Genomic DNA, 23455 nt, shown 5'->3' on the forward strand with positions numbered 1-23455 from the left:
AGGCCAGACACTGCAATACGAATCACACTATCATGATACAGGTATGTCCATACGCAATAAGTATCACCAAACGTTTATTGGTTTGTTTAATTCTCTTTATAATTTTCGCAGTCCTATTTTCAGAGATTTCACAATGACAAAACTAAAAATTGTTGCAGTAACGGCATGCCCTACAGGTATCGCCCATACATTTATGGCGGCCAACAAAATTGTCACATGGGCGAAAGAAAATGGCTTTAACGTTAAAGTAGAAACACAAGGAAGCGACGGAGTCAAAAATAAGCTTTCCCGGCAAGATATCGCCAGCGCTGACGCTGTCATACTGGCAACGGACGTTCCCATCCAGGATGCTGAACGATTCGAAAACACGCAGCATCTTAAAATTCGTACACAGGAACTGATTAAAAATACCGAGCGCTATATTCGCCAGGCGCTAGCCTTAAGCAAAGGATCCACCCAGATAACTGACGAATCGGAAGAGCGTCGTTCCGCATGGCAAATATTTATTGGCCATATTATGGCGGCAATCAGCTATATGTTGCCTGTCGTCGTTCTGGGCGGGTTGCTCATGGCGGTGGCTAAAATAACCGGGCAATTTATCCCCATCGCCGGTACGCCGTTTGAGGTGCTGGATAAACTGGGCTTTATGGTTATCAAGTTCATGTACCCAGTATTCGCTATGTATCTCGCCTTTTCGATTGCCGGGAAACCTGCGCTGATACCCGGCCTTATCGGCGGAATTATGTCTGACGAAGTCTACAAGCGCTTTTTTAATCTCGAAGGTTTTATGCCTTCGGGATTTTTTGGTGCAATCGCCATCGGCTTTTTTGTCGGCCACCTGGTGCAATGGCTTAACGATACGATAAAAGTACGCCAGCAAATCACTACCATCAAAACCATGTTGATCGTGCCACTGTGCACCGGTATCACGCTGGTTATTGTGATGCAGTATCTGATTAACCCCATTTTTGGCGCACTGAATCAGGCGATGGTGACTTTTTTTACTTCTGCCGGGGACTCCGGACGCAATTTTTATTCTCTGATGATCGCAGCAGGTACCGCTTTCGACCTCGGCGGACCAATTAACAAAGCGGCGGGATCGGTGGCGCTGGGACTTAACGGCGTGAGCGAGACCTTCGATTTAACGGCCAGAGAGTTGGCTATCGTCATCCCTTCAATCGGCGTCGGCATTGCCGCATTGCTCAATAACCGCTTCGGTCTTCCTGATGTGTTCAATAGTGAAGAAAAAACCATCGGTAGCACCTCACTACTACTGGGATTCATTGGCATTTCCGAAGGGGCGATCCCCTTTATTCTGAAAAACCCACGCCTGATTCCCGTCTTTATGGTCGGCGCGATGTCTGGCGCACTGATTGCTACAACGTTAGGCGTCAAACAATCCTTACCGCTGCCCGCTATTTGGGGATGGCCGCTAGCTACCAACGTTACGGGTTATCTGATCAGCGTTTTCGCAGGCTCTCTGGTGTGCGCTTTGGGCGTGCTTTTCTTCAGCCCGAAACTGGCAACAAATTCAGGAAAGTAAAATGAGTCATATCCATGTCATCGCCCACACGCACTGGGATCAAGAGTGGTATTTCACACTACAGGACAGCAATATCCTGGCATCACGAAATTTTGCCGATGTTATCGACACATTAGAACGTAACGCCGATTACACCTGTTACCATTTCGACGGACAAACCGCGGTTGTTGAGGATTTTCTGGCCGTCAATCCGCAATATGCTGACCGCCTGAAGCAACTCGTCAAAAACAAACGGCTTTATATTGGCCCGTGGTACACCCAGACGGATACGTTTAACGTTCACGGCGAATCGATTATCCGCAACCTGAAGTACGGCATACTGTCCGCGCGTAAACTGGGCCACGCCATGATGGTGGGCTATCTCCCCGATACCTTTGGTCATAACAGCCAGCTTCCGACGCTGCTTCGCGGATGCAATCTGGATAACATCGTGTTCTGGCGCGGTATTGATCATGACACGCAGGTTGCACAGAGCCAGTTTATCTGGCGAGCGCCGTCAGGTTCGCAGGTCATCGCCTGCGCAATGCCGTTTGGCTACGGGGCGGCCAAAAATATTCAGCCGGACGATGCCCACCTGCAAGAAAAAATCTTTCCGATGGTGAATCTCATCCGCCAACGCTCCGGTCTGCATGACTTACTCCTGCCCTGCGGTGGCGATCAGGTCAATATTGATCCCCTGCTGCCAGAGATTCTGCAGACGGTCAGCGAGCGCTCATCTGAAGGCGATCGGTTCCATATCTCGTCGCTGGAGGCGTATGTTGATACGCTTCGTCAGCAAGCCGATGGATTTACCTGCTGGCAGGGAGAACTGAAATCCCCGCGCTATACCCGGATCCACAAAACCATCGGCTCCGTTCGCTACGACATTAAAAAGATAAATTACGATGTCGAACAATTTTTGTTGAGCAAGCTGGAACCGACAATCGCGTTGGCCCGCCATCATGGTATTGACGTCAACCTCCAGTGGGTTGATCAAATCTGGAAAAACCTGTTACGCAACCATGCCCATGACTCTATCGGCGGATGCAACAGCGATGCCACCAACCGGGATATTCTGCATCGACTGGAACAAACGGAACAGCTCAGCCAAAGCCTGTGGAATCTGGTTATCAAAGAACTGGCCATTGCCAGCAGTCAGGAGAACGATCTCTTTGTGGTGAACCCTGGCGCGACGCCCTGGTCCGGGATTATCAACGCCACGCTATACACCAGCGCGCCATCCTTTGAACTCTGCGCTGGTGGGCGGACTCTTTCATTTAGCATTCTTGAACAAACAGAGCTTTCCGGTGGACGCGTGATTCAGGTTACGCCGCAGGGAGAAAAAGAGGTTGAGCTACCGCCCTATTACCGCTCGCAGGTCGCTATCGATACGCAGGCACTGCCCGCGCTGGGTTATATTAATATCAGCGTTCGCGAGGGCGCATGCGCGGTTTCTACGCTACGTCCTTGTGCTGAAAACTACATTGAAAATGACCACTACCGGCTAACGCTTGCTGGCGGAACGCTGACGCTGCGGGATAAGCGTACCGGCAGGACTATCTCCGATCTGCTAACTTTCGAAGATTGTGCGGATGCAGGCGATAGCTATGATTTTTCGCCGCTGGAAGGTGATATCCCGCAAAAGTTCAATCACTTCACGCTTGATGCCTGTGAAAAGAGCCAGCACGTTGAGCGCTTAACGTTGGGCATCACGCTCAACCTGCCTTATTCATTAAGTCAACGCGCGCCACAAGAGTGCCGGTTACAGGTTGTTTGCGAACTCCGTCAGGGAGAAGCCCATCTTTTTATTGATACCCGCCTGGAAAACAACGTTTGCGACCACCGCCTGCGCCTGCTGATCAACAGCGATATTCACACCCACGAATCAATAGCTTCGCAGCCTTTCGGCATTATTCACCGCCCCATTGCCGACGCCCCTGCGAACTGGCAGCAAAACTATCGTGAGAAACCTGTCGATATCGAAACCAGCGAGGGCATTATTGCTATTGCGGAAAACGACAACGCGATGATCGTTAACAGTCTGGGCATGAAGGAGTATCAGATCCTGCAAAATACAACATCGCAGGTAGCACTGACGCTCTTCAAATCGACTGGCGTTCTGGGACGCGACGATCTGGCGTGGCGACCCGGACGCGCTTCCGGCATCAATAACACCGTTATTTACACGCCAGAGGCTCAGCTCCACAAGCTCCTACATTTTAGCCTGACGTTATCTCTCGCCAAACGAGCCGATCATATGACATTACGTCGCCTTGAGGCTCGAGCGTTACGCCAGCCTTTCAGCTGGCAGAACCAGAAGCTAAACACGCTGGACAACCGTCTGGAGCGCTTCACGCTTAATTTCATGCCGCGTTCCCTGCCAGAGACCTGCAGCCTGCTAACGCTGCCTGAACCGCTCATCCTTTCGGCGCTGCCACACGCCCAGACGATAAATGGAACAATATTACGTATTTTCAATGCCGGTGAGCATCCTGTTGAACTTCCGCCATTACTGCAACAGATACCGCAGATTAACTATCTGGAAGAATCCGTTGAACGCTGCCGCGAAATTGCGCCTTTCGCTACATGCGATTTTCTTTTCTCACTGCCAGAGCGTGACGTAAAAGTATGAATATCTCCCCACATAAAGCATTTATCCGCGAGACGCTGACACAGCTCTACCCGCATGCAGATCATCAGGAAATCGCCGCAAAAATCGAGCAACTTGCTCAACGCTGGAAACCGAAAACGCCAACAGCAGTTGCGTTAGATCAAAGCCGTATCTGGATGATCGCCTATGGCGATAGCATCAGCTCGCAAGGGGCAAATCCCCTGTCGATTCTCCACCATTTTGCAAAACTGTGGTTGAAGGGGACGATCAGTGACATTCACCTGCTGCCGATGTTCCCCTGGACTTCCGATGACGGTTTCAGCGTGGTGGATTACCGACAGGTTGATCCCAATCTTGGGCAGTGGTCAGATATTGCCGCGCTGGCGGGCGACTTTAATCTAATGTTCGATTTTGTGATAAACCATATTTCACAGCAAAGCCGTTGGTTCCAGGGCTTTCTGCGCGGTGAGCCACGCTATCAAAACTACTTTATTAACGCCGATCCGGATGACGACTACCACCAGGTGACGCGTCCCAGGACGCTGCCGCTGCTCACCCCTTTCAAGCGAGCAACAGGGGAAACGGCACACATCTGGACCACATTCAGCGCCGATCAGATCGATCTCAATTTTCGTGAACCTGATGTTTTACTGGAAAGTATTGATATTCTTTTGGAATACGCCTCCCGCGGCGCTCGGGCGATTCGACTCGATGCCGTAGGTTTTTTGTGGAAAGAGAAAAACAGCCGCTGTATTCATCTACCGCAAACTCATCTGATCATCAAACTCTGGCGGGCGATTCTGGAAGAGATCTGGCCTGACTGTCTGTTGATTACCGAAACCAATGTGCCGCATCAGGAAAATATCAGCTATCTGGGCTGCGGGGATGAGGCTCATATGGTGTATCAATTCCCGTTACCGCCGCTGACGCTGCACGCCTTCCTGCGTGGCAACGCACGCTGGCTACGCCAGTGGGCGCAAAGGCTGGAGCAGGACACCTTTCCTGACAACACCACGTTTTTCAATTTCCTCGCCAGCCACGACGGCATCGGATTGCGACCCGTTGAAAATATTCTCTCTACGGAAGAAAAAACGTTTCTGGTCAGTGAAGTGGAGCGCAAGCAAGGGCGTATTTCCTGGCGCACCAATCCGGACGGCAGCCAGTCGCCGTACGAGATGAATATTAACTTTCTGAGTGCGTTGAGCGAACCGGGAGAAGCTCCCGACACGCAGGTCGCCAGATTTGCCGCCGCTCACGCCATCCTCTTTATGTTGCGGGGCGTACCTGCAATTTACTACCACAGCCTTCTCGGTAGCGAAAATGATATTGCAGGTTTGAACGCGTCAGGGATAAATCGCCGCATTAACCGTGAAAAGCTGGATTTTGCCCCCCTTCACAACACACTTATTACGCCTGAGTCAAAACAGGCCAGGATCTATGCCGCATTGACGAACTTACTGCGTATACGTAAGCAACATCCGGCTTTTTCACCTTTCGCCACACAGCGCGTTCTTGAACTACCTGATGCGCTTTTTGGTGTTGAACGCCACCATTCGACAGAGGGGGAAACGGTGTACTGTGTGGTAAATGTCACCGGTCTCCCACAATCACTTTCTCTCCCCATCGGAGGAATAGATCTTTTGTCGGGAAAAGCCTTTAACGGCGTTTGCAAGCTAACGGGCTGGCAAACCGTCTGGATCCGTACCACAACGCAACCGGAGGCATAACATGGAACTGTCAGCACTGACTCGCTCTGAACTCATTTTTATCGATCCGCCGCAATCTTCTCCCGATGCGATCATCCGGCATATGTCTTCGGCACTGTTCGAATGCGGACTCATTACCCATAAAGACGCTTTTATTGACAGCGTTCTGCGCCGTGAAAAAGAAGGACCGACCGCGCTGGGAGAAGAACTGGCCGTCCCTCATGGAAAATGTGAGTCCGTCGTGCAGGCGTCGTTCTGCGTCGCCCTCTTTCCCGAGCCAATACTGTGGCCCGGTCTTGAAGGGCCAGAAACCGTACGGTTAGTGTTCCTGCTGGCGATCCCGCCCACGGAAGCAGGCACCACGCATATGCAACTATTAACCCAGCTTACCTCGTCGCTGGTTGAAGATGAGATGCGAAGCGCCATGCTTAACGCTACGTCTGCCGAAGAGGTACTGGCGCTGCTCTCGCCTGGCGCTACGCCAGCGGAGGAAACACCAGAAAACCGCGTGAAAAGTCATCGTCTTGTACCGCTCATTCTGGGTCTCGTCGCCTCAGCTGCCTTCATTAACGCAGGTATTCACTGGGTGCAGTAGCTGTCGTAATAGCGTATTCCGGGCAGCTGATGCCTGCCCGGCTATACCTTTCTGTTTTTGTTGAATAATTAATCAGAATTTTCTGCCCACAATTTACAATCGGCTGTAGTGCCCGTCATCTGTACGCTCCGATTTTTACTTTGCGCTACATCAAATAAATCGTAAACATCCTTGATGCAAATCACTACATATAGAACTTAAAATGCACGCCGACCCAATATGTTGTATTAATCGACTACAATTGCTACAACTACAGTGCACCGCTTCACGGTGGAATTGTGGATAAAGTGGGTCAGGATTGCGGGAAGTCATTGGCAATAGAGATGAATAAAGCCCTGATGGCCTCCCCAACCTCTGTGGATAACCTGTTCTTATAAATATGGAGTGATCATGACACCGCATGTGATGAAACGAGATGGCTGTAAAGTGCCGTTTAAATCAGAGCGCATCAAAGAAGCCATTCTGCGTGCAGCTAAAGCAGCGGGAGTCGATGACGCAGATTACTGTGCCACCGTCGCAGAAGTCGTTAGTAGCCAGATGAATGAGCGCAGCAAGGTCGATATCAACGAGATCCAGACAGCGGTAGAAAACCAGCTAATGTCTGGCCCGTACAAACAACTCGCCCGTGCGTACATCGAATATCGCCACGACCGTGATATCCAGCGTGAAAAACGTGGCCGTCTGAACCAGGAAATTCGTGGTCTGGTTGAGCAAACCAACTCTGCTCTGCTGAATGAAAATGCCAACAAAGACAGCAAGGTGATCCCGACCCAGCGCGACCTGCTGGCCGGTATCGTTGCCAAACACTATGCGCGTCAGCACCTGCTTCCGCGTGATGTCGTCCAGGCGCACGAGCGTGGTGATATTCACTATCACGATCTCGACTACTCTCCGTTCTTCCCAATGTTTAACTGCATGCTGATCGACCTGAAAGGCATGCTGACGCAGGGCTTTAAGATGGGTAACGCGGAGATTGAACCGCCAAAATCCATCTCTACCGCGACCGCCGTCACCGCGCAAATTATCGCACAGGTTGCCAGCCATATTTATGGCGGCACCACCATTAACCGTATTGATGAAGTTCTCGCGCCGTTCGTTACCGAGAGCTTTAATAAACATCGTAAAACCGCTGAAGAGTGGCAGATCCCGGACGCCGACGGTTATGCCCATTCCCGTACCGAGAAAGAGTGCTACGACGCATTCCAGTCTCTCGAGTATGAAGTGAATACCCTGCATACCGCCAACGGTCAGACGCCGTTCGTGACCTTTGGTTTTGGTCTGGGAACCAGCTGGGAATCGCGTTTGATCCAGCAGTCCATTCTGCGTAACCGTATTGCCGGCCTGGGTAAAAATCGTAAAACCGCAGTGTTCCCGAAACTGGTGTTCGCGATTCGTGACGGTCTGAACCACAAGTTTGGCGATCCGAACTACGACATCAAGCAGCTGGCACTGGAGTGCGCGAGCAAGCGTATGTATCCGGACATCCTGAACTACGATCAGGTGGTCAAAGTGACCGGCTCGTTCAAAACGCCAATGGGCTGTCGCAGCTTCCTCGGCGTGTGGGAAAACGAGAACGGCGAACAGATTCACGACGGGCGTAACAACCTCGGCGTTATCAGCCTTAACCTGCCGCGTATCGCGCTGGAAGCACATGGCGATGAAGCCACCTTCTGGAAACTGCTCGACGATCGTCTGGTGCTGGCGCGTAAAGCGCTGATGACCCGCATTGCGCGCCTGGAAGGCGTGAAGGCCCGCGTGGCGCCAATTCTGTATATGGAAGGGGCCTGCGGCGTGCGTCTGAAAGCGGACGATGACGTGTCAGAAATCTTTAAAAATGGTCGTGCATCCATCTCTCTGGGCTACATCGGTATTCACGAAACCATCAATGCGCTGTTTGGCGACAAGCATGTGTATGACAGCGAGCAGCTGCGCGCCAAAGGTATCGCCATTGTGGAACGCCTGCGTCAGGCGGTCGATCAGTGGAAAGACGAGACTGGCTACGGCTTTAGCCTGTACAGCACGCCAAGTGAAAACCTGTGCGACCGTTTCTGCCGTCTGGATACCGCCGAATTTGGCGTGGTCCCGGGCGTGACCGACAAAGGCTACTACACCAACAGCTTCCACCTCGACGTGGAGAAGAAGGTTAACCCGTACGACAAGATCGATTTCGAAGCGCCGTACCCGCCGCTGGCAAGCGGGGGCTTCATTTGCTACGGCGAATACCCGAATATTCAGCACAACCTGAAAGCGCTGGAAGATGTCTGGGATTACAGCTATCAGCACGTGCCGTATTACGGGACCAACACGCCAATCGATGAATGCTACGAGTGCGGCTTTACCGGTGAATTTGAGTGCACCAGCAAAGGCTTTACCTGCCCGAAATGTGGTAACCACGACGCCGCCCGCGTATCGGTCACCCGCCGCGTCTGCGGTTATTTAGGCAGCCCGGACGCTCGTCCGTTTAACGCCGGTAAGCAGGAAGAAGTGAAGCGCCGCGTTAAGCATTTAGGTAACGGGCAGATCGGTTAATTTAGACGATTTTATTGCCCGGCGATGCGACGCTTTTCGGGCCATTATTTCCGCAACGCAATTCACGTCATAGCAAGGCAGCAAATGAGTAAGTCCCGGGGAGCTTACATAAGTAAGTGACTCGGGCGCACGAACGCAGCTATGGCGCGAATTGATAAACGGATGAGAAGCGAAAATGAATTACCATCAGTATTACCCTGTCGACATCGTTAACGGTCCCGGCACTCGCTGCACGCTGTTTGTTTCCGGATGCGTGCATGAATGCCCCGGTTGCTATAACAAAAGCACTTGGCGGCTCAATTCCGGCCAGCCGTTTAGCAAAGAGATGGAAGACAAGATCATTGCCGATCTGAACGACACGCGTATTCACCGTCAGGGGATCTCGCTCTCCGGCGGCGATCCGCTGCATCCACAAAACGTGCCGGATATTCTGCAACTGGTGCAGCGCATTCGCGCTGAGTGTCCGGGAAAAGACATCTGGGTGTGGACAGGCTACAAGCTCGATGAACTCGATGCCGTGCAAATGCAGGTGGTGGATCTCATCAACGTGTTGGTCGATGGCAAATACGTGCAGGATCTCAAAGACCCGGCACTGATCTGGCGCGGAAGCAGCAACCAGGTTGTACATCATTTGCGGTAACGCGGTTCATCAGAGATGCTAACTATTTTTATTCCGATGATATATTATAAATTTAGCCACACACCAGATAAAAATACAATTTATAAACGCCGAGCCAAAAATAACTATTTCACTGATGCGATTATCCCAACTCTCACCACCTATGTCACCGAGGTATTCATTGTATTTTTCAAGTAAATCACCGAATGGAAGACAAAAATACAACAAAAACATAAATGCAGCCCAACTCAACATTGGAGCAATCCAGAAAATAACAAAATGATATGCTTTCATTAATATACCTGTATAGTTCCATATGCAGTTAATGATGATGTCACCTTAATTACTGCATTATGTTCGCTTAAGAGAGCATCTCTTAAGATGCATGTAGTGTGATTTACCAGGAAGAGTAATACATCCATTACTTACTCCCTCATATCCTGCAGGATGTAACCTGAATTGTCCACGTGAAACTGATTCGAAAAATGTGATGTCATCGACCTGCCCATCTTCACGAAAAAGAGCAAACCAGACATCACGATCTGAACCGCTTATTTGTGAAGAAAAATAGTCATAAACCATTGTTCTTATTCCACCAAGAGGACGGCTTACGATATAATATTTCCCAGGCGGTAATGGCCCGATATTTTTTACATTTGTCGAATCTGGGTTATTACGATGTAGCCCCGAGTTTCCTGAATAAGCGGGGAAAAAACCCACGCCCGGACAACTTAGCGTTGAAAGGCTACCACCGTTTAAATAGAACGTACATCTGATCATCTATCATTCCATGAATCAGAAAAAATAATATTCCCGTCACAATGCTTCCACGTTATTTTCTCATAACGTAAAGAGACAGCTTCAATATGATTGTGTTTTTCCATAGCTGGATTTTTACAGTCATGCATCACAGGGCAAACAGAAACAACTTTCACACTCTGAAGAAACATATTAAAACATTCAACCTCCTGGCCTGCATCATTAATTTTATACCATTTAAATTCTGCTGATTTCAGCGTCTGGCCTGTTGCTACTGCTTTATAAAGGTATGGACTTGAATAATCGAACTCTTTTTCAAAGGTTATAGCAGAATGAATTCTTGTTCCGGTTATCTTTCCCGTGTTGTTGTCTGTTGGAAGGAAAAGACCATGACCAAAACCTATAACTTCGATACTCCCCTCACGATTATGAACATCAACACTACCTTTTAAATCAGCACCACCATCATCTTTTAGCCAAAGGTAAGCAGGAATAGCCATAACTAATAAATATCCATTTTATATAATCCATATAAATAACTCTGTTAATAATATAGTGATGTTATCAGATTATTTTTTATTATTGGAGGGGTATTACTCTTCTGGTATCGCATTCAGGCTATCTTATCCCGCCAAACCCCTTATAGTGCGAAGGCTCACCCAACGGCGAAAGTGGAATCAGTTCGAAAACAGGCTTTCCATACAATATTTTTCCATATCCAAACTGAACTCTTTTAACGCTCGAGGATCAAAAACCAGCTCATAGCTCAACCAGACGGACGTTAAGCGTGGCCATTATGCCTCCAGAGAAAAAAGACGTGTAATGCATTACAGTGGCATTACTTTCATTTCTGAAAAACGCCTCTCAAAAACGGCTCACACACTCCATTGCAACCGTTTTGAACTCGCTGAAATTGCGGCATGCGCAGAGTCGCGTCATCGCCCGCTCGCGCAGGAAGGTGACGAAAATATCGTAGATCGCCATCGCTTCTTCGTATTCGCTTTTGCTGATGGCGAGCAGGAATATCACATGCGCCGTTTCATCCCCCCAGGCGATACCCTGCGGGGCAAGGATGGTGTAGACCACCGTTTTCTTTGCCAGCAGACCGAGGGCGTGCGGCAGGGCAATGCTGTCACCCAGCATGGTGCTGACGATGGCCTCACGTTCAACCACCGAATCAAGAAACTCCGCATCGACAAAGCCTTCATCCTGCAACTGGCGACATAAAACGTTGAACAACGTTTGTTGATCCATTGGCTCGTCGATCACACGAAAATGGGCGGCATCGAAGAATTTGTTCAACATCCACGGACGGGTTCTGTCGACCAGCACCAGTTTGCCAATTTGCTCCAGTTGGTAATCGGTAGGGAACGGTGCAATCATCACCACAGGCTTATCTTTTTCACCAACCCGCGCGGTAGAGATGACGAAATCTTCGCTGATACTTTCCCGCTGTTCGTAGTCGCGTAGCGTCACGGTATCGACGATTTCTATCTGCGGATACTTACGCGCCAGCACCGCCTCAATCATCCGCACCATCGCATTTCCAGCATCGCATACCAGCAGAACTTTCGGCTGCCTCTGGTAACCGATGTTGTAACTACGCTCCAGCCCGACGCCAATATGCAGCACAAGGAAGCCAATCTCATTTTCACTGATGGTGTACGGCGTATATTTTCCCCATCCCGAGACGGCGGCCAGCGTCATGTCCCACGCCATCGGGTAGTGCTGTTTAATATTTTCCAGTAGCGGATTGGGGATCATTATCTGGTAACGCACCCGGGTGATCATCGTCTTAATATGCGTCAGCAGGTCAGCATGTAACTGTTTGTCATTCAACAGGTTGTAGTTGTACTGGCTGTTGATAAACCGCAGGATGTAATTGACCAGCGCTTCGTCATCATCCGCATTGATGGCGCTGGGGGCGACCTCTTGTACCTGGCGGGCGGCGATATGCACCTGCAGCCAGTTCTCTTCGGAAACGGTAAGCGGTTTATCCGCCAGTCGGTGCAATACCGCTGCGATTTCCCGCGTGGCCAGGCACACCGATTGCTCGGCTTCTTCTGCGGCAAACTCCGGGAGGGGATACCCTTCGCTAATCCGCCGTACCGCCACCGCGCAGTACAACCGCAAAAACAGCTCACCCTCATCGGTCAGGCGAATGTGAAAACGGGCAAAAATATCCTGCAAAACAGGTTGTAGCTGTTCAGGGATCCCGGCATTTAGTGCCTCTTGCGTCACTAGCGGGTGCTGTGGATCCTGCTGTGCCAGCGTCCATAGCAGATCGGTCAAACAGGCGCGGATCGCCATCTCGCTGCCAAACAGCTTCATACCGTGACGGGGGCGCGTTTCCAGCGTCAGATGATAACGTTGCAGATGCTCGCGCACCTCAGCCATATCGTTTTGCAGCGTCGCGCGGCTGATAAACCATTCATCAGCCAAATCCTCTAGCTTCAGCGAAAAGGCCGACGTCAGAAAACGAACCACCAGCCAGTGCACCCGCTCCTGGCTGGTGCGAGGGATGCGCAGCAACGCGTCTGGTCGCTGCGTTTGCAGGGCATGATAACGTGCCGGGTCGTCAATTTTGAGTTGATAACCGTTACCCCGGCTGAGGACAAACTGCGCGCCGTACTGGGTGAGCAGCGCGTTTAGCGCAGTGATATCCGCCCGTACGGTGCGTGTGGAAACCGACAACCGCTGCGCCAGCTCGTCCTGTGGAAGCGCTTCGTTTTGCAGCATGCCAAACAGCTGCGCTAAACGTTGGTTGGGGAATCGCACGTCAGTTTCCTCATCAGTCAGTTAGCCTACGCAGGCCCGGGTCATCGCCATCAGCTGGCGCACGTCGTCCGGGCGGGTGTTACCACTCACCTTATCAATAATCGAACTATAGATGTGAGGAATGATTTTGCTCACTCCGGCATCCAGGGCGATCTGCAAAATTTCAGTGAAATTATCCAGATCGATACCGCCAGTTGGCTCCAGCCAGAAGTCATGACGGGCGCAAGCCTGGGCGACTGCAATGTATTCCTCACGGCACTTCAGGCCACCCATTGGGAAGTATTTAATCGAGCTCCCCCCCATGTCTTTGAGCAACGCAATCGCGGTTTCTACCGGCACAATGCCGTCTGGCGTCTGGCTGCTCAGCGGACCGGTGGAGATTTTCACCCTGCCCGGTGTGCCAGTTGGCGAGACTAGACCGTTGACCACCGTCTCCTGCTGACCCAGCAGCGCGCGACTGGTCGCCACGCCGGTAAAGACCTGATTAACATGCTGTGGCTGCACCTGACGGGAGATTTCACTGACCATCGCCGACTGGTTTGGATCGCCCGCCCCCAGCCCCACGGAGAGGGCATTGTCGATAAGCGCTGCGTATTCACGCATATCCGCGACCGCGCTTGCGACATCCGGGTAATTTTTTGACAACACACCGACCAGCACGTGTCCTTCCGCCGCCGCGTAAATATCCCGGGCATTTTCTTTGGAGCCCGCCAGCACGTTCAGGCAGACGCGGTCGCGATAAAAGTTAGGGGTCAGTTTCATGCTTTTTTCTCCTGCGAAATCACTTCACCAATTCGACGGGCCACAATCTCCAGTTGCGCGCGATCCACGCTGCGCACATCGGCTTCGATAATGCCTTCGTTAGCTTTGTAACCACGGAAGTAAATCGCGTACTCTCCCTGCTTGAGCGCGTCGACCAGTTCACCTGTGGCGATGCCGGTTGCCGCTTCGTCAAACTTAATTTCCGTGCGCGCGATGTCGCGCCCTGCGCTGTCCCACACCACGCGGGCGCTTACGCCGTGAAGCTGGTTTAACGCATTAATGAACGGCGTCATTTTCTCGACCATCTCCGCGCCGCTCTCTTTCTGCGCGTTCAGATACAGTTCGATGGCGCAGGTCAGGCCAAGAATCCCCTCTTTGCCCACCTTCATCGCCCGGCCAATCCCCGCGGTCTGGCGCTTCACCCACTCAACGTATTGGGTTTTGCCAATCACCAGGCCGCTGGTTGGCCCTTCAATCGCTTTCGCACCGCTATAAATCACCAGATCCGCACCAACCCGGTAGTAGCACTGCAAATCCTCTTCCGCCGCCGCATCCACGATTAGCGGCAGATTATGCGTACGCGCCACCACCGCAGCCTGTTCCACGCTGAGCATACTTTTCTGGACGCAGTGGTGAGATTTGATATACAGAATGGCCGCCGTGCGTGGCGTAATGGCCGCCGCCAGCTGAGCGGCGGAACATTCGTTGGCATAACCCGCTTCCACTAGCTTGCCGCCGCCGAGCGCCACCATGGTGCCAACCGGAGCGCCAAAGTTGACGTTGTGGCCTCTGGGCAGCACGATTTCGTTGTTCTCGATCGGCGCGACGTGCAGGTTCTCCAGCAGCCAGTCGCTGTCCTTAACCAGCACTCCAGCCACTGACAGGGCGATTCCGGCCGAAGCGCAGGAGACGACGGTAGCCCCTTCCACCTCCAGCAATTTCGCAATGTAGTCACCGGTCTTATTGACCAGGTCTTTCATCTCAAAATATTGATTCATCCCCGCCATTGCGGCCTGAACCACTTCTGGTCGTGGCGTAGAAACGCCGAGCGCCGTCATGCGGCCTGAGGTGTTAATCACCTGTTTTAAATTGTATTTCTCAAAAATCGAAGGCATGTTCCGCGCTCCCTTGTTCGGTCATATAGCCCTTGCCCGCACGTATTGCGGCAAGCGGCACCAGCAGTTGTTCAGCCTGCAGGCTGTCGTTTTCTGCATCTACCAGCACGGTTGGCTGGCGCTTAAGCGTAAAGAGGGTTAAATCGGCATCCAGACCAACCTGCAGCCGCCCTTTCTGTTTCAGGCGCAGACCATCGGCGGCATTGGCAGTAACGCACTCAATGACCTGCGGGAGCGACATCCCAATGGCGAGAAATTTCGACATCACATTCGCCAGGGAATACACCGGGCCGCTGATACGGTTGCGACAATAAATATCGGAGCTGATGGTGTGCGGCAAAATGCCCAGACCGATAGCGCGTTTTGCCACCGCAAAGCTCAGGCTGGCGGTGCCATGCCCAACGTCCAGACGCACACCGCGTGAAATCGCCCGCGTCACTGACGCCCGCAGCTCGCCTTGCGGCGTCAGAATGCGGTTCGGCTTACCGTTGTAGCAGTGGGTAATGATGTCGCCCGCGGTCAGGCGTTCGGCGATCTCATCCAGATCCGGCGGATTGTTGCCGATGTGCACCATCAGCGGCAGGTCACCGTTCTGCGCTTGCATCGCTTTGGCGCGCTCCAGCGGCGTAATGCCGTTTTCACCGACCACGCTGCTGCTCATGCGCGCCTTCAGGCCGACGATAAAATCAGGATGGCGCTTCACCGCCTGTCGCACCGCATCGGCGTCAATGTTGGCCATATTAGCCAGCTCGTTCTGGGCGATAAGCCCAACGCGGGAGATATTCAGCAGCGCATACACTTCGGTGGTCGCTTCCCGGGTCAGGGTATAAAAATCATCGATATCATCCGCCCCGGTACTACCCGCATCCACCACCGTGGTAACGCCGGTAGCTATACCGACGCTGTCCGGCTGGTCGTGATAAATCGGGGATTTCGGATAGCAGTGAACGTGGGAATCAATCCAACCTGCGCTGACGTAGTACTCGCCGCCAAGTTCGATGGTTTTCAGCGCCGGGCCATCAACGTCGCCCAACGCCGCAATTTTGCCGTCTTTGAGCGCAATATCGCTCACCGTATCATCAACGAGGCGCGCACGGCGCAGGAGTAAATCAAACATCGCTCTCTCCTTTGCCGGATGGCGGCGCAACCGCCTCATCCGGCCTACAAATCAACAGTTAGCTAATGGCAATCGGGAAGATGGACCCGAGGATCATCGCCCCAAGGATCGCCCCGCCGGTGATCGGTTTCTGCCACAGGTAAAACAGCAGCGCGCCCGCCAGTGAACCGATGCCGATAGGGATAGACGCCGTCATCGCGCTGAGGATAATCAATGGTCCGAGGAAGCGGCCGGAGGCGTTACCGGCCCCCATCATGACATCCGCACCGTAGGTCGAGTCGCTCTGATTGATGGTGAACTTACGCGCCAGAATAATGATGTAGCCAATCGCCAGACCAATCACCAGACCGGTGACCAGCGACGCTGCGAAGTTGGCAACCGGGAAGATAATACCTGCGCCCAACAGCAGCGCCGGAACACCTAACCCGACCCCGGTCTGAATCGCCCCGCCAATATCCAGAATCCCCACCAGCGAACCTTCAATGATGCGGGCAAACAGGAAGCTTGCACCAAATGCCGCCACCGCCCCGTAGGAGCCGGTGTCCATTCCCGCCTTCAGCATCGCCACAAAAGCGACTTCGTTAAATGCGCCAATACCGTACAGGTAGTACATGTGCGTTCCGGCAAATACGCCAGAGGAGAGCAGGCCAACGAAGATCGGGAACGACCAGTCAGCGAACCAAAAACCTTTATTCTGTTCCATGATGGCCTCCGTTATTTGCCGCTGAGCGAGTTGTGGATCAGTTCGAGCCAGTTAGGCACAGTCAGATGGAAGGATTCGATCATCTTCATGTCGAAGCCGCGGAAGAAGCCGCTCAGGACAAACAGCGCGACGATAGCCACCATCATCACTTTAGTGACGTGGTTCCAGCCGCTCTCTTCCACGCCTTTACCGATCAGAATGCCAAGGACCAGACCCGGGACGGCGTTGCCCATAATCAGCTGCGCCGCGCCGCCAAAGACGGTCGCCCAGAAGCCTGATTTTTTACCGGCATCGATCGCCGCCAGCCAGAAGATCACTGGCATCACGGTGTTAACCAGCAGGTTAGCCGCAGGCACCAGCACCTTGACGGCGGTCACCTGCAACGCTTCCGGTACGGATGACGCCGTGAGGTTCAGGAAGGTCACGACGATCATCCCGATAACGCCGCAGGCAATCGCCATGCGCTTGGGATCGTGCAGCGTTTCACCGACGTTGCGGTTTTTAACCATCAGCGCAGCAGCGCCCCAGTTGGGGATGATGCGATGGTCGACGTCCTGAGTGAACGCCCCCGCCGCAACGGAGGAAGCCCAGGCGTTAAAGAAGAAGCCCAGGCCGAACGAGAAGTGAGAAGCCGGATCCCCTTCGCAGGAATTCAGTTCTCCCAGAGTACGAAACGCGCCCATCCCTTGAGTGGTAGGCGCATGAAACATGCGTGCAGCCCCAGCGCCGACACCGACGCCAACCAGGCCGCCGATGATGAGCGATTTTATTAATATTATCAGGAACATAATTATGCCTTTTAATAAAGAATCAGCGTTGCGTAACGAAATCCACCTTGTCGAGATTGATGGCAGTCACGTTGACGGTCACGTCCAGCTCCACGCTGAAGGTGCGTCTTTCCCGGCGCAAAAAGAGGAATAAAAATGCCTCTTTGCGCACCGATTCACGCGCTTGAACAACCTGCACATCCTGTGGCTCAATACGCAGTAAGATATGCGGCGACGCTTTCATCACCGCAGCCTGAACGTGGTTCAGGGCATCGGCAAAGGCGCGCGCTTTGGCCTCGCCCTTGCCAGTGACTCTCACCGTGGTGGTGAATTGTTCTTTCATGCTTAAGCGCCGTGTTTCTTTTGCCACGCCTGTACCAGGCGCTCACCGAGTTCTTCTTTGTCCATAAAACCGAACCCCAGCACGTTGCAACCTTCGTTGATGGCAGTGACCCCTTCATCAACCGAGCGCATGCCGTATTTCGCCTTGTAGCCGTATTTGGTCTGCGCGGTAATCGCACCCGCGCCACCACTGCCGCAAAACGAGATACCAAAGGTGGCGTTTTCCGCTTTCATCACGTCACCCAGCTTCATATCTGCCGCAACGCCCGGCACCACAACCGCACGGCCGCCCGCTTTCTCAACGCCTGCCGCCACTTTCTGGCCTTTACCCAGACGATCGCCAATCACTACGGTAATCTGTTCCATCTTTTGCTCCTTAAAGGTTGTCTTTTGCGACTTCGAAGTGCACCGACAGCAGCCAGGCCTCTTCCTCAGGAAGATTGCCAAACTCAGCGACCACGTCACGGGCAAGCGCCATTGATTCGGCAGAAATTTCATCAAACAAGCTGGCATCGACTTCTGGTAAGGGTTCACCCGTTACCGAGCGGTGCGCCATGGCGCGAACATGCGACGTCAGCATCTGTTCCTGTACAGCGTTGGGAATAATGTGGCGTTCACGCAGCAAGGCATACACCTGCGCCAGCATGCGGTCGGCCAGTTCCACCGATTCCCCCATGTCATTCATTACAGCTCCGTTATTCACTCGTCTTACCCCACTAGTGGCTCTGAGGTTAACTTAGCGGTGGGGGTTAAAAGTTTGTAGCGAGTTGTTTTCCACTTCGAAGTGGAAAGGGGCGCAGCGATAGTGATCTGTGCCGCAAAAAGGGCCGGGACCACGATTAATCACTGGAAGAATGTGATTGAGATCGCAAGAGTGAACAGCAAAATGGAAGGAAATGCGAACAATGAATGGACGATAAAAATGAAAAAATGTGATGGGGATAGCGTTTACTTATGGGATGCAGGGGCGCAACGTCTTATCCGGCCTACGGTTATGCAGGCCGGATAGAGTAGATTAGCGGAACTTCTTGTGGTTTTCGTTGCGCGTTTTTTTCAGGTCTTCCGCAACGGCTTTCGCCTCTTTGACTTTACCTTCGTTCGCCAGTTTAAGCGCGCCGTCAATCTGACCGATCAGCGTGTCAAAGCCGTGGCGGAAATCTTTCATCTCCGCACTGTCCGGGGATTTGCTCTCCAGCTTCGGTGGCGTTCCCTTTTGAGCATCCAGCGCGGCTGCACGCATTTTGGTCAACGCGTCTTTTAGTTCAGTCGCATTGTCCGTTTTTTCGACGATCTTCAGGTTGTCGTTGAGGATCCCCATGTCATCTTCGAGATCGGCTGCAAACGCAGAAGAACCAAGAACCAGCGTTGAAGCCGCGACGATCGCTAACAGGTGTTTACGCATTGCTCACTTCCTTTTTTATTATTAAAAAATTAACGCCTTAACGAGTATCATTGCCCGGCGATTTTCATCTCCGGTAACAATACCGAACCACACTGTATATTACTGCGTGTTTCAATATCGTTGCCTACGGTCACAATATTGCGCCACATCTCTTTTAAGTTACCGGCGATGGTAATTTCACTCACCGGATACTGAATTTCGCCGTTTTCGACCCAAAAACCCGCCGCGCCGCGCGAGTAATCGCCGGTAATGCCGCTAACGCCCTGGCCCATCAGCTCGGTAACCACAAGACCTGTGCCCATCTCTTTGAGCAACTGCTCGAAGCTTAGACCCTGTCCCGGAATTCGCCAGTTGTGGATCCCGCCCGCATGACCGGTGCTCTTCAGTCCCAGCTTACGTGCGGAATAGTTGGTCAGCAGCCATTGGGTCAGCACACCGTCTTTAATAATGTCACGGCGTTCGGTCCGTACGCCTTCGCTGTCGAACGGCGACGACGCCAGCCCTTTCAGCAGGTGCGGATGTTCTTCAATAGTCAGCCATTCCGGCAGAATTTGTTTGCCCAGCGAGTCGAGCAGGAAGGTGGATTTACGGTACACCGAACCACCGGCAATCGCGCCGACCAGATGTCCGAACAGCCCAGTCGCCACTTCGTTGGCAAAAATCACTGGTGCTTTCATGGTGGAAAGTTTACGCGGAGAGAGGCGAGATAAGGTGCGGCGAGCACAGTCTGCCCCCACCCATTCCGGCGTTTGCAGATCGCCCATCGCCCGGCCAATGGTGTAGGCGTAATCACGCTCCATATCGCCATTTTCTTCCGCGATGACGCAGCTGGAAAGAGAATGACGCGTGGAGCAGTAGCCCTGCAGCATCCCGTGGCTGTTACCAAACACTTTGATGCCATAGTGGCTGTTAAAACTGCCGCCTTCGGTATTGGTGATACGCTTGTCGGCCTGTAGCGCCGCCTGTTCCGCGCGGGCTGCCAGTTCGATAGCTTCGTCAGGGGAAACTTCCGCCGGGTGGAACAGATCCAAATCGGGCGCATCAAAGGCCAGCAGTTCTTTATCTGCCACGCCCGCGCACGGGTCCGGTGAGGTGTAACGTGCAATATCCAGCGCGGCCTGCACGGTACGTGCAATCGCCTGCGGGCTTAAATCGGTGGACGATGCGCTGCCCTTACGGTTTTGGTGATAAACCGTAATCCCCAGCGCGCCATCGCTATTGAATTCTACGTTCTCCACTTCACCATAACGGGTGCTGACGCTAATACCCGTGGTCTTGCTCACAGCGACTTCCGCGCCATCCGACTTACCTGACGCTAATTCCAGTGCCGTCGAGACCGCTTCTTCCAGAATCTTACGCTGCGCTTCAACTTGTGAGATTACTTTCATCGCAAATGCCATAATGTAGAGAGAGTTTCTCTGAAGTCTAACAGAGAACCGTTTTTCAGTGCGCATCTTAACTGGTAACATTAGCCTCTTTTTTTAAGGAGCCTGACATGACTAAGCAGCCCGAAGACTGGCTCGACGACGTTCCCGGTGATGACATCGAAGACGAAGACGATGAAATTATCTGGGTTAGTAAAAGTGAAATAAAACGTGACGCCGAGGAGTTAAAACACCTGGGTGTGGAACTGGTGAAACTGGGGAAAAACGCGCTGGATAAAATCCCGCTCGACGCGGATTTACGTGCCGCGATTGAGTTGGCCCAGCGTATTAAGATGGAAGGTCGCCGCCGCCAGCTGCAGCTGATTGGCAAAATGTTGCGCCAGCGCGATGTTGATCCTATCCGTCAGGCGCTGGACAAGCTGAAAAACCGTCACAACCAACAGGTTGTACTGTTTCACAAGCTTGAGCAACTGCGCGATCGCCTGATCGCCGAAGGTGATGATGCGGTAGCGGAAGTGCTGAACCTGTGGCCAAACGCCGATCGCCAGCAGCTTCGTTCTCTGGTTCGCAATGCGAAGAAAGAGCAAGAAGGCAACAAGCCGCCGAAATCAGCACGTCAGATTTTCCAGTATCTGCGTGAACTGGCGGAAAACGAAATCTAATCTCTTCGTCTGCAGAAAGTGCCGGATGATGTAAATACTTCATCCGGCCTGGATTCTGTGCCCTTACTGCTGGGGCTGCATTTCGCCCATAGCGTTCTCTGACTGACTCTCTTCATGCAGATACTGCTTATCTAAAATCTTCACGAACGGTGTATAAATCGCGGTGGCGATAACCAGATTCACGGCCTGTAACACAATGCCTGAAATCCCGGTGGTGAGGAAACCAGAAATAAAGATCGGCGTTGTCCAGGGAATGGAGATACCAGAGGTGGGGGGAACCCAGCCGAGTGCGATAACCACATAAGTAACCGTACACAGCACCATTGGGGTAATGATAAACGGGATAAGCATCAGCGGATTAAGCACGATTGGTAAACCAAAAATAACCGGCTCATTAATGTTAAAAATTGCCGCCGGTGCCGCCAGCCGTGAGAGCTGCTTTAATCGCGTACTTTTGGCAACCATAAAGATGCTAATCAACAGCGCCCCGGTAAAGCCCGTACCGCCGGCAATCAAATAGACATCCCTGAACTGCTGAGTAATGATGTTGGTCGCTACCAGCCCGGCCTGAGTTTGCGCCAGGTTCTGCGCACTGAGCGTTTGCCAGATAGGCCCCATTACGGATGTCATGATAGAGTCGCCATGGATCCCAAAGAACCAGAAGAAACTGATCATCATCTCAGCAATCAGTTGCGATAAGAGGGAATTCCCCAGATACAGCAACGGCTGTTGCAGCATGACGCTGATAAATTTCCCCGGCGTACCAAAAGGCGTGTTCTCAAACAGCACCTTGACGATAATCCAGAACAGTAGCACTAAGAAGATAGGTACCAGCGATTTAAACGACCTGGCAATCTCTGGCGGGACACTCGCAGGCATCTTGATGGTAAAAGCCCTGTTTTCCAGAAACTGAACCACCTTGATGGTGACCACAGTAACGATAATCCCTAAGAACATCGATTCAGAGCTAAAGTCGAGCAGCGCGTAAGCATCGGCGACGATTTCTCCCGATCCTGTCGTAATATGACCAGGCGACATTAAGAAGAAGATCGCCACCGGTAAAATAGCGGAACTTTGGCTGAGATTAAGCTTTTCAACTAACTCCTTTGAGAAGGTGATAATCACCAGCAGCGTCATTAATCCGTAGCTGGCGTTAATCCCGTAATTGAGCTTATCCAGCACGCCGTCCCCTAACAGCGAACTCATAAACTCGTGATAGCCGTTAACAGGAAAGTTGGTTAACAATACGAAAAATGAACCGACAATCAAAAAGGGAATCAGGGCAATAAACGCATTTTTTAGTGCGGTCAGGTAGATGTTTGACGAGATTTTCTCGGCCAGTGGCAACATCTTTTGTTCGAGTAGAGAGGTTATGCTCATGCCCGCTTACCCTATAAGGTTTTTTGTCACGTAATAATTAACCTGCGGGAACTGCTTGATATAGATGGCAGGAACCTGAGTGTGGTGCGCATCGCCGTTAACAATCTCCTGATAAATATCTTTTTTCGCATCGTGGTTGATGATAACAATCACCTTTCCAGCCTTGATGATTTTATTCAGCCCGACGGTAATACCCTCGGTGAGGGTGACATCTCCGGAGAAGTATTTATGGCTGGCGACGTTAATTGTTACGTCATCCAGTTGAGTTTGTAGATAATCCTCATCAAACGGCACGCCCGGCTCGTTTAAGCCGATATGCCCGTTCATTCCCACGCCCAGAATTACATAGTCAAACTCTTCACCGTTGAGCGCGGTTTGGTAATGGGCAATATTTTGTGCCGTAGAGGCAAACGGATTGAAATGGACTAACCGCACCGGATAGGCACATTTGTGCACAAAGTCCTGATTAATCATGTTCAGGCAGCTGCCATCTGATTCGCTGGGCACGTTGACCCACTCATCCAGCGCAAAGAAGGTAAGGCGTTCGGCAAACGGTGTCGCTGCCAGTGCTTCGTAAATCCAGTGAGGCGTGCTACCGGAGGGGATCAGCACGCGAGAATGTGGTTTGAGCGCGGATAGCTCACTAACGACCTGTTCAGCCAGCGCGGCATTGGTATCAAACGTTGTACATTTCATCCGTT

The 23455-nt window shown here is 52.2% G+C and carries 22 protein-coding genes and 1 pseudogene; 7 read left to right on the plus strand and 16 right to left on the minus strand.

Translation table 11 applies throughout. The features are described 5' to 3' along the window. Positions 1-133 precede the first annotated feature (133 nt). From OGV65_RS19350 to nrdG, 6 genes are all read left to right on the plus strand, one after another. Positions 134-1543 (plus strand): PTS fructose transporter subunit IIC, encoded by a 1410-nt coding sequence (locus tag OGV65_RS19350; protein WP_016151481.1) that lies wholly within the window; start codon positions 134-136, stop codon positions 1541-1543. Between the two features lies 1 nt (position 1544). Further along, on the plus strand, positions 1545-4154 hold the full coding sequence (locus OGV65_RS19355) for a glycoside hydrolase family 38 N-terminal domain-containing protein (protein ID WP_286455344.1): 2610 nt from the start codon (positions 1545-1547) through the stop codon (positions 4152-4154). After that, a complete protein-coding gene (locus tag OGV65_RS19360; RefSeq protein ID WP_286455345.1) occupies positions 4151-5860 on the plus strand; it encodes a sugar phosphorylase in 1710 nt (569 codons plus the stop codon). The genes OGV65_RS19355 and OGV65_RS19360 overlap by 4 nt, the downstream gene beginning before the upstream one ends. Before the next feature lies 1 nt (position 5861). After that, the gene (locus OGV65_RS19365) at positions 5862-6434 is read left to right on the plus strand and encodes a fructose PTS transporter subunit IIA (protein WP_286455346.1); all 573 of its coding nucleotides are present in this window, start codon (positions 5862-5864) and stop codon (positions 6432-6434) included. 390 nt (positions 6435-6824) lie between these two features. Beyond that, a complete protein-coding gene (gene nrdD / locus OGV65_RS19370; RefSeq protein WP_016151477.1) occupies positions 6825-8963 on the plus strand; it encodes an anaerobic ribonucleoside-triphosphate reductase in 2139 nt (712 codons plus the stop codon). A 175-nt stretch (positions 8964-9138) separates the two neighbouring features. Beyond that, complete coding sequence (gene nrdG, locus OGV65_RS19375) at positions 9139-9603, plus strand: anaerobic ribonucleoside-triphosphate reductase-activating protein (protein WP_286455347.1); 465 nt, start codon at positions 9139-9141, stop codon at positions 9601-9603. Between the two features lie 18 nt (positions 9604-9621). Here nrdG and OGV65_RS19380 read toward each other — a convergent pair whose 3' ends face one another. The 14 genes and pseudogenes from OGV65_RS19380 to pmbA all read right to left on the minus strand — a co-directional run bounded on the left by OGV65_RS19380 (position 9622) and on the right by pmbA (position 20727). Next, complete coding sequence (locus OGV65_RS19380) at positions 9622-9876, minus strand: hypothetical protein (RefSeq protein WP_016151475.1); 255 nt, start codon at positions 9874-9876, stop codon at positions 9622-9624. Continuing rightward, positions 9876-10362 (minus strand): annotated as a pseudogene (locus OGV65_RS19385) (DUF2778 domain-containing protein). Before OGV65_RS19385 ends, OGV65_RS19380 begins: the two are co-directional and overlap by 1 nt. Next, entirely contained in the window at positions 10359-10841 is a 483-nt protein-coding gene (locus OGV65_RS19390) for an Hcp family type VI secretion system effector (RefSeq protein WP_200108339.1), read from the minus strand. Before OGV65_RS19390 ends, OGV65_RS19385 begins: the two are co-directional and overlap by 4 nt. Positions 10842-11205: 364 nt before the next feature. Then, a complete protein-coding gene (locus OGV65_RS19395) occupies positions 11206-13119 on the minus strand; it encodes a BglG family transcription antiterminator (protein WP_286455348.1) in 1914 nt (637 codons plus the stop codon). Positions 13120-13140: 21 nt separating this feature from the next. Then, positions 13141-13881 (minus strand): 2-dehydro-3-deoxy-phosphogluconate aldolase, encoded by a 741-nt coding sequence (dagF, locus tag OGV65_RS19400; RefSeq protein WP_016151471.1) that lies wholly within the window; start codon positions 13879-13881, stop codon positions 13141-13143. Further along, entirely contained in the window at positions 13878-14996 is a 1119-nt protein-coding gene (locus OGV65_RS19405; RefSeq protein ID WP_279265332.1) for a DgaE family pyridoxal phosphate-dependent ammonia lyase, read from the minus strand. The genes dagF and OGV65_RS19405 overlap by 4 nt, the downstream gene beginning before the upstream one ends. Next, entirely contained in the window at positions 14980-16113 is a 1134-nt protein-coding gene (locus OGV65_RS19410) for an amidohydrolase/deacetylase family metallohydrolase (protein ID WP_047358560.1), read from the minus strand. Before OGV65_RS19410 ends, OGV65_RS19405 begins: the two co-directional genes overlap by 17 nt. Before the next feature lie 58 nt (positions 16114-16171). Further along, positions 16172-16816 carry a DUF4310 family protein gene (locus tag OGV65_RS19415; protein ID WP_003830379.1) on the minus strand — a complete coding sequence of 215 codons (645 nt, stop codon included), beginning with the start codon at positions 16814-16816 and terminating at the stop codon, positions 16172-16174. An 11-nt stretch (positions 16817-16827) separates the two neighbouring features. Continuing rightward, a complete protein-coding gene (locus tag OGV65_RS19420; RefSeq protein ID WP_005134210.1) occupies positions 16828-17604 on the minus strand; it encodes a DUF4311 domain-containing protein in 777 nt (258 codons plus the stop codon). A gap of 22 nt (positions 17605-17626) precedes the next feature. Beyond that, positions 17627-17926 (minus strand): DUF4312 family protein, encoded by a 300-nt coding sequence (locus OGV65_RS19425; protein WP_016151468.1) that lies wholly within the window; start codon positions 17924-17926, stop codon positions 17627-17629. A 2-nt stretch (positions 17927-17928) separates the two neighbouring features. Then, complete coding sequence (locus OGV65_RS19430; protein WP_003830384.1) at positions 17929-18291, minus strand: SFCGS family glycine-rich protein; 363 nt, start codon at positions 18289-18291, stop codon at positions 17929-17931. 10 nt (positions 18292-18301) lie between these two features. Beyond that, on the minus strand, positions 18302-18610 hold the full coding sequence (locus tag OGV65_RS19435) for a PRD domain-containing protein (RefSeq protein WP_016151467.1): 309 nt from the start codon (positions 18608-18610) through the stop codon (positions 18302-18304). Between the two features lie 330 nt (positions 18611-18940). After that, positions 18941-19327 (minus strand): cytochrome b562, encoded by a 387-nt coding sequence (gene cybC, locus OGV65_RS19440; RefSeq protein WP_016155540.1) that lies wholly within the window; start codon positions 19325-19327, stop codon positions 18941-18943. Positions 19328-19374: 47 nt separating this feature from the next. Next, positions 19375-20727, minus strand: coding sequence for a metalloprotease PmbA (gene pmbA / locus OGV65_RS19445; RefSeq protein ID WP_003830385.1), 1353 nt, complete (start codon positions 20725-20727; stop codon positions 19375-19377). 95 nt (positions 20728-20822) lie between these two features. Between pmbA and yjgA the strand changes: the two genes are divergently transcribed. After that, the gene (yjgA, locus tag OGV65_RS19450; protein WP_016151465.1) at positions 20823-21374 is read left to right on the plus strand and encodes a ribosome biogenesis factor YjgA; all 552 of its coding nucleotides are present in this window, start codon (positions 20823-20825) and stop codon (positions 21372-21374) included. Between the two features lie 63 nt (positions 21375-21437). Here the strand turns inward: yjgA and OGV65_RS19455 are convergent, their stop codons facing one another. Both OGV65_RS19455 and OGV65_RS19460 read right to left on the minus strand, forming a co-directional pair. Continuing rightward, positions 21438-22754 carry a PTS sugar transporter subunit IIC gene (locus tag OGV65_RS19455; protein ID WP_200049769.1) on the minus strand — a complete coding sequence of 439 codons (1317 nt, stop codon included), beginning with the start codon at positions 22752-22754 and terminating at the stop codon, positions 21438-21440. Positions 22755-22760: 6 nt separating this feature from the next. Then, the gene (locus OGV65_RS19460; protein WP_019078227.1) at positions 22761-23450 is read right to left on the minus strand and encodes a 6-phosphogluconolactonase; all 690 of its coding nucleotides are present in this window, start codon (positions 23448-23450) and stop codon (positions 22761-22763) included. Between the last annotated feature and the right edge of the window lie 5 nt (positions 23451-23455).

The organism is Citrobacter sp. Cb004, assembly GCF_030337065.1.
Lineage (GTDB): Bacteria > Pseudomonadota > Gammaproteobacteria > Enterobacterales > Enterobacteriaceae > Citrobacter > Citrobacter braakii.

Coding starts and splice junctions, on each gene's coding strand:
- OGV65_RS19350 (WP_016151481.1), top strand. CDS start 134: ATGACAAAACTAAAAATTGTTGCAGTAACGGCATGCCCTACAGGTATC.
- OGV65_RS19355 (WP_286455344.1), top strand. CDS start 1,545: ATGAGTCATATCCATGTCATCGCCCACACGCACTGGGATCAAGAGTGG.
- OGV65_RS19360 (WP_286455345.1), top strand. CDS start 4,151: ATGAATATCTCCCCACATAAAGCATTTATCCGCGAGACGCTGACACAG.
- OGV65_RS19365 (WP_286455346.1), top strand. CDS start 5,862: ATGGAACTGTCAGCACTGACTCGCTCTGAACTCATTTTTATCGATCCG.
- nrdD (WP_016151477.1), top strand. CDS start 6,825: ATGACACCGCATGTGATGAAACGAGATGGCTGTAAAGTGCCGTTTAAA.
- nrdG (WP_286455347.1), top strand. CDS start 9,139: ATGAATTACCATCAGTATTACCCTGTCGACATCGTTAACGGTCCCGGC.
- OGV65_RS19380 (WP_016151475.1), bottom strand. CDS start 9,876: ATGAAAGCATATCATTTTGTTATTTTCTGGATTGCTCCAATGTTGAGT.
- OGV65_RS19390 (WP_200108339.1), bottom strand. CDS start 10,841: ATGGCTATTCCTGCTTACCTTTGGCTAAAAGATGATGGTGGTGCTGAT.
- dagF (WP_016151471.1), bottom strand. CDS start 13,881: ATGAAACTGACCCCTAACTTTTATCGCGACCGCGTCTGCCTGAACGTG.
- OGV65_RS19405 (WP_279265332.1), bottom strand. CDS start 14,996: ATGCCTTCGATTTTTGAGAAATACAATTTAAAACAGGTGATTAACACC.
- OGV65_RS19410 (WP_047358560.1), bottom strand. CDS start 16,113: ATGTTTGATTTACTCCTGCGCCGTGCGCGCCTCGTTGATGATACGGTG.
- OGV65_RS19415 (WP_003830379.1), bottom strand. CDS start 16,816: ATGGAACAGAATAAAGGTTTTTGGTTCGCTGACTGGTCGTTCCCGATC.
- OGV65_RS19420 (WP_005134210.1), bottom strand. CDS start 17,604: ATGTTCCTGATAATATTAATAAAATCGCTCATCATCGGCGGCCTGGTT.
- OGV65_RS19425 (WP_016151468.1), bottom strand. CDS start 17,926: ATGAAAGAACAATTCACCACCACGGTGAGAGTCACTGGCAAGGGCGAG.
- OGV65_RS19430 (WP_003830384.1), bottom strand. CDS start 18,291: ATGGAACAGATTACCGTAGTGATTGGCGATCGTCTGGGTAAAGGCCAG.
- OGV65_RS19435 (WP_016151467.1), bottom strand. CDS start 18,610: ATGAATGACATGGGGGAATCGGTGGAACTGGCCGACCGCATGCTGGCG.
- cybC (WP_016155540.1), bottom strand. CDS start 19,327: ATGCGTAAACACCTGTTAGCGATCGTCGCGGCTTCAACGCTGGTTCTT.
- pmbA (WP_003830385.1), bottom strand. CDS start 20,727: ATGGCATTTGCGATGAAAGTAATCTCACAAGTTGAAGCGCAGCGTAAG.
- yjgA (WP_016151465.1), top strand. CDS start 20,823: ATGACTAAGCAGCCCGAAGACTGGCTCGACGACGTTCCCGGTGATGAC.
- OGV65_RS19455 (WP_200049769.1), bottom strand. CDS start 22,754: ATGAGCATAACCTCTCTACTCGAACAAAAGATGTTGCCACTGGCCGAG.
- OGV65_RS19460 (WP_019078227.1), bottom strand. CDS start 23,450: ATGAAATGTACAACGTTTGATACCAATGCCGCGCTGGCTGAACAGGTC.